The 4,783-nt window shown below is 71.9% G+C and carries 6 protein-coding genes; 1 reads left to right on the forward strand and 5 read right to left on the reverse strand.

Annotated elements, in window-relative coordinates:
* Positions 1–10: 10 nt before the first annotated feature.
* Positions 11–700 carry a haloacid dehalogenase type II gene (locus AC5677_RS02040; protein WP_497193250.1) on the reverse strand — a complete coding sequence of 230 codons (690 nt, stop codon included), beginning with the start codon at positions 698–700 and terminating at the stop codon, positions 11–13.
* A gap of 140 nt (positions 701–840) precedes the next feature.
* Between AC5677_RS02040 and AC5677_RS02045 the strand changes: the two genes are divergently transcribed.
* Positions 841–1,461, forward strand: coding sequence for a CGNR zinc finger domain-containing protein (locus AC5677_RS02045; protein ID WP_497193251.1), 621 nt, complete (start codon positions 841–843; stop codon positions 1,459–1,461).
* Between the two features lie 69 nt (positions 1,462–1,530).
* On the opposite strand, the gene AC5677_RS02050 is transcribed toward AC5677_RS02045, so the two are convergent.
* From AC5677_RS02050 to AC5677_RS02065, 4 genes are all read right to left on the reverse strand, one after another.
* Positions 1,531–2,304, reverse strand: coding sequence for a class I SAM-dependent methyltransferase (locus tag AC5677_RS02050; RefSeq protein ID WP_497193252.1), 774 nt, complete (start codon positions 2,302–2,304; stop codon positions 1,531–1,533).
* Between the two features lie 231 nt (positions 2,305–2,535).
* Positions 2,536–3,273: an SRPBCC family protein gene (locus tag AC5677_RS02055; RefSeq protein WP_497193253.1), complete on the reverse strand. Its 738-nt coding sequence runs from the start codon at positions 3,271–3,273 to the stop codon at positions 2,536–2,538.
* Between the two features lie 31 nt (positions 3,274–3,304).
* Positions 3,305–4,552, reverse strand: coding sequence for a cytochrome P450 (locus AC5677_RS02060; protein WP_497193254.1), 1,248 nt, complete (start codon positions 4,550–4,552; stop codon positions 3,305–3,307).
* A gap of 10 nt (positions 4,553–4,562) precedes the next feature.
* A complete protein-coding gene (locus AC5677_RS02065) occupies positions 4,563–4,778 on the reverse strand; it encodes an MbtH family protein (RefSeq protein ID WP_497193255.1) in 216 nt (71 codons plus the stop codon).
* Positions 4,779–4,783: the final 5 nt, after the last annotated feature.

Genomic DNA, 4,783 nt, shown 5'->3' on the forward strand with positions numbered 1-4,783 from the left:
CACGCGCCGACTAGACCTTGTCCAGTTGATCGGCCAGGTCGGCCAGGTCCTCTGCGTACAGGTCGAACCGGTCCGAGGAGGCGGGCGGATCGCCGACGGGGCGGGCGACGTAGGCGGTGCGCAGGCCGAGGTCCTGTGCACCGCGCAGGTCCCAGGCGTGGGCGGCAACCATCAACAGGCGCTCCGGCGGCCGTCCGGAGACGGTGACGGCCAGCTGATAGACCGCGGGATCCGGTTTGTACGTCCGGGCGTCTTCGGCGGACAGGGCCTGGTGCCAGCGCAGTCCGGCGTGGGCGTTCAGTCCCAGCAGCGCCGTCCGGCTCGCGTTGGAGAGTCCGATCAGCGGGAACCGTTCGGCAAGCCGGGCGAGCTCCGCCACGGCGTCGGGCCACGGCCGGAGCCGACGGCCCGACAGGGCCAGCGCCGCCACGGCGGCCGGGTCGTCGACTCCGGCGGCGTCGGCGACGAGCCGGGCGGCTTCCTGGTCGAGGACGTCGCTGGTGCGGTAGGGACGGCCGCCGTCGAGCATGCGCCGCTGCTCGCGGTCGATGTGCCGCTGCCACAACGACAGCAGCTGCTCGATCCTGGAATCGCCGAGTGACGGGGCGAGTTCGCGAATGCCGGCACGGATGCCGGCGGGTTCGTCGACAAGGGTGCCGAGCACGTCGAACACGAGGGCATCGATCTCTGGCTCCGGCATGGGCGAGGCCTCCTGGACGCGGCGGGGGTGTTGGCGGCGGTTGCCACTCCTCGCCCCGTGGCCGGGACGGAGCGCACCGGCCTCACCCATGTAAGGGTTAAAGTGTCGGTTAGCCGAACATAGAGGGAGAGTCGTCAGGGATGCAAGTGGGGTTGGACGATTACGTCTGGGCGGCGGGGGTCGCGACCGAGCTGGTGAACACCACCGCAGAGGTCTGGCGCGGCGACGACCGCCTGTCCGACCCGGCCGCCCTCATCGCGTTCACCGACCTGCACGGCGGCCGGTCCGGAAGCGACGTTCCCGGTGCGCTGTCCGAACTCGCCCGCCGCGGACGCGCAGCCGACCTCCGTGCGGTCCACGCGCTTCGGGAGACCGTGCGCGACCTGATCGACCACCCCGACCGCGCGTACCTCATCGCGGGCGCCACCGCGCTCACCTCGCCCGCCAAGGGCGTCACCCTGATTCCCGGTCCCGCGCACGAGAACCGCATGCGCTGGGCCGCTCCGCTGCGCGACGGTGCAACCGTCGCCGACGCCCTCTCGCTGGTCTGTGGCATGGGCATCCTCGGGGTCGTGCACACCCTCGGCGAACAGCGATTCCGCCCGTGCGGCGCACCCACCTGCCGGGGGGTGTTCATCGACACCACCCGGCCCGGTCGCCGCCGCTACTGCATGCCCGGCCTGTGCGGCAACCGCATCAACGTCGCCAACCACCGCGCCCGCCGAGCCGCACCACACGACCGGTTCACCGGCTCCGAGTAGGGCCCACGAGCGGGACACCGGCAGCCGAGAGCCCCGGCGCCGTTCCGTCCATGATCCGCCGGGCAGGCCCTAATCGTCGGAGCCGGCAGCCGACGACGGTACCTCGAGGACGAAGAACAGGAAGCAGGTTCTGGTGGAAAGGTCGTGGAAGCCGTCGGGGAACAGTTCACGGGCGGCCGGGTCGGGCTGCGGCTCGCTGATGGCGGCAATGCGGAAACCGGCGGTGGTGAAGGCATCGGTCATCGCGTGCAACGGCTTGCGCCAGAACTTCATCGGGACGGTCTGCCCGCCGAACGTCCAGTCGAAGGTATAGCTGGTGGTCGCGAAGTAGTCGGGCCGAGGTTCCTGGATCGTGTAGGCCACGAACGGGTGGTCCACCGACGCGATCAGCCGGCCGCCGGGCCCGAGCACGCGCCGCATCTCGGCCAGCGTCGGCCCCCAGTCCTCCAGGTAGTGCAGGACCAGCGACGCGACCACGTCGTCGAACGCACCGTCGGCGAACGGCAGACGGTCTCTCAGGTCGACCGTGTGCAGGGCCACGTCGTCGCCCAGCCGCTGCCTGGCCAGCGCCAGCATCCGGGCGCTGGCGTCGATGCCGGTGACGACGGCACCGCGGTCGCGCAGCGCGGCGGACAGGGGGCCCGAGCCGCAGCCGGCGTCCAGGATCCGGCGGCCGGTCACGTCTCCGGCGAGGGCCAGCATCGCGGGCCGCGCGTAGTACGCGTTCACGAGGTTGTGCTCGGTCTCCGCCGAGTACGCCTCGGCGAAGCTGTCGTAGTCATTCGCCTGGGGCGGATCTGCAGGCTGGGCGAGACTCTCGGGTACGTCGGTTAAGCGATCCATCGCCGCAGCCTAGTAGTCACATGATCCGCCGGACAGAACCTGGGAACCGGGGAACCACAGCGCCGCGGGCGCACGAACGGGGCGGAGTTCCCGTTCGTGCGCCCGCGCGCTCGCCCCCGGGACCAGGACCGGGGAGCCGGTTCGGCACCGCGGGCGTGGTGTTGGCCGTCTGCCGCACCCTCACCAGGCTGACCCGCTGCAAGAGGTCCCTCGGTGGTGTCGTGCGACGCGTCAGGCGCCGTTGAGCCAGGCGTTCCACGCCTTGGTCGCCCGCTCCTCGTCCGCGTCCTCGGCGAACAGGTGGTGGCCCAGCCAGATCGGCCAGTTCCAGGTGCTGCCGTTGAAGAACCGGTACAGCGCGTCCGGGCCGCGCAGGCCGACGAAGTCGGGGCTCTGCCAGACCACGACCACCTCCTCCGAGCCGCCGTCCGCCCCCGGGAGGTCGAGGGAGAGCCGGTCGCCGACGGCCGTGTCGTCGGCGAGGCCGAGGCGTCGGCGCAGGGCGGCGAAGTCGGCGGGGTCGTCGGTGCGCTCGCCGCGGTCGGCCTTGACGTAGACGGCGGGACGGCCGCCGAAGTGCCTCAGGTACTCGGCGAGGCCGTGCTGGTAGAAGTCGACGTGCTTCTCGGCCGCGTCCGCCTTGGTGTCCCAGTAGCCGTCGACGACTCCGGTGTGCACCCAGTGGATTCCCATCCGCAGGTGGCTGGTTCCGTCGTCGCGCGGCTCGATGTGGTAGCTGAGGGTGTTGGAGAAGCCATCGTCCATGGACACGCGCACGGCGAAGTGGCGCGGCGGTTCCCACTCCACGACGGTGCCGTCGGAGCGGCTGACCTTGCCGCCGACGCGCGGCTCGACCTCCATGGGGTACAGCCAGCCGAGGTTGCCGGCGCCGGTGGCGACCGCGTTCCAGACCTGCTCGGGCGTGGCGGGCAGGTCCTGCTCACGGCGGACCTTGAACTCTCGGGCCATGGTTCAGTTCTCCTTCGTCGTCGTTCGGGTGTCAGTAGGTGAGCGGGAGGGCGCTCAGCCGCCGTTGCAAGGGGTTGGGCCGCCATTCGAGGGCCGCCCCGTCGGCCAGCCGCAGGTGCGGGAGCCGGCGGACCAGCGTGCCGATGGCCACCTCCGCCTGGAGCTTGGCCAGCGGGCCGCCGAGGCAGAAGTGCGGGCCGTTGCCGAAGCTCAGGTGGCGGTTGCCGGGGCGGGACAGGTCGAGCCGGTCGGGCTCGTCGAAGCGTTCGGGATCACGGTTGGTCGCCGCGAGCACCAGGTACGCCAGCTCGCCCGCGCGCAGCGTCTGCCCGCCGATCTCGACGTCCTCGGCCACGACCCGGACGATCGCCTGGGTCGGCGTGTCGTAGCGGGCGAGTTCGTCGACGGCCGGGCGGATCAGCGCCGGGTCCTCGCGCAGCCGGGCCAGCTGGTCGGGGTGGCGCAGCAGGGCGAGCGTGCCGTTGCCGACCAAGTGGGTGGTGGTCTCGTCGCCCGCGGTGATCAGGACGAAGCAGGTGGACAGCAGTTCGGAGTCGGTGAGCCGGTCGTCCTGCGCTTGCGTCGCGACCAGGGCGCTGATCAGGTCGTCGCCCGGGTCGGCCCGGCGTCGGCGGACGAGCCGGGCGAGGTACTCCTCGTACTGCTCGATCGCCGCCTCGGACTTGTCGATGTCCTCGGTGATCCGGCCGAAGCGGCGGAACCAGCCCTTGACCTGCGGGCGGTCCTCGGGCGGGATGCCGAACAGCTCGCAGACGACGTTCAGCGGAAGCGGGGAGGCGACCGCCTCGATCAGGTCCATGGTCGGCCCCGCCGCGACCGCGTCGTCGACGAGCCGGTCGACGATCCGCTGGACGCCGTCGCGCAGCGCTTCGACCCGCCGGGCGGTGAAGGCACGGTTGGCCAGCTTGCGCAGCCGGGCGTGGTCCGGCGGGTCGGTGTTGGTCATCACCCGGCCGAGCCGGTCGGTGAGCCGGCTGAAGTCCTTCAGGTCGCCGCCGAGCGCGCCGTAGGCGCGGGTCATCCGGCCCCGGTCGTTGGACAGCCGCAGGTCTCCCAGGGCCGCCTCGACGTCGGCGTACCGGGTGAGGTACCAGATGCCCTGGGGACTGCGGTGGACCGGACTCTCGCGCCGCATGCGGGCGTAGAACGGGTACGGGTCCCGGCGGGCCTCGGGCGTGTGCAGCGCTGCGGCGAGGTCGCCGGGCCGGACGGGGCCCGCGGTGCCGCGGGCCTCGTCCAGGGTGTCGGTGGAGGTCACGTCGGCCGCGCTACCGCTGGGCGTCCATGGCGTCGACGAGGCTCTTGGGCCGCATGTCGGTCCAGGTCTGCTCGACGTACTCCAGGCAGGCGGCGTGGGTGTCGGGGCCGTGGGCGACGGTCCAGCCGGCGGGGACGTCCGCGAACTGAGGCCACAGCGAGTGCTGGTTCTCGTGATTGACGAGCACGAGGAAGGTGCCGTCCTGGTCCTCGAACGGGTTGGTCATGGGGA

The sequence above is a fragment of the Streptomyces sp. JLSY215 genome (assembly GCF_059682825.1).